The following is a 642-nucleotide window of genomic DNA, read 5'->3' as shown; positions in this document are numbered from 1 at the left end:
GGCCGATGCCGACACCGCGCACCGTGAGCGCACCGCGCAGATGATCCGGTTGGCTGAACTCATGGCCGCCGGGCATCCGGCCGGCGCCGACCCGGTCCAGACCGAAATCGACGCCCAGTACCGGGCACTGACCGAACTGCGCGCTGTCTCCACCGAGGAGTACCGGGCCATCGGACGCTCCATCGTCGACAACGAGACGTGGCGCGCCGCGTACGAGGCCATCGTTCCTGGCCTGGCCGCGTACCAGCGTGACGCCATCGAGGCCTATGCCACCACCCGGCTGAGTTGAGACGCGGCGCAGCCGCCATCGAGGGAGGACCGCGATGGCGGCTGCGCCGCGTCACGGCGCGCCAGCGATGTTCGATTGTGCGGTTGCTCGGGAAGCGGTAACGGGCTCTCCCGCGATTGGCCGTGAGGCGTGTTGGCCTGGCTCCTGAGGCAAGGGCCCGCTACGCGGAGCCGCGCTAGTAATAGCCCTTCGTGCCGTCGAGTAGCTCTCGGACGATGTCTGCGTGCCCCGCGTGCCGCCCCGTCTCCTCGACGAGGTGGATCAGCATCCAGCGGAGGTTGGCACTGCCGGAGCGGAAGTCAGGGTGTCGGCCGACGTCGTCCAGGGAGGCCGCGGCGACGATCTCGTTGCTG

The 642-nt window shown here is 69.5% G+C and carries 2 protein-coding genes; one reads left to right on the top strand and one right to left on the bottom strand.

Going from position 1 to position 642, the window contains the following annotated elements:
* Nucleotides 1–289, top strand: a 289-nt coding sequence (locus tag EAO76_RS43180) for a TipAS antibiotic-recognition domain-containing protein (protein ID WP_187439060.1), incomplete at its 5' end; no start/stop codon positions are given.
* Nucleotides 290–464: 175 nt separating this feature from the next.
* On the opposite strand, the gene EAO76_RS43175 is transcribed toward EAO76_RS43180, so the two are convergent.
* Nucleotides 465–642: DUF664 domain-containing protein (locus EAO76_RS43175; protein ID WP_148841668.1), on the bottom strand; the 178-nt coding region annotated here is incomplete at its 5' end.

This window comes from Streptomyces sp. sk2.1 (assembly GCF_008120935.1).
In the GTDB taxonomy this organism is placed as follows: domain Bacteria; phylum Actinomycetota; class Actinomycetes; order Streptomycetales; family Streptomycetaceae; genus Streptomyces.
The sequence above is the reverse complement of the archived record's forward strand: the minus strand, read 5'-3'. Positions and strand labels throughout refer to the sequence as shown.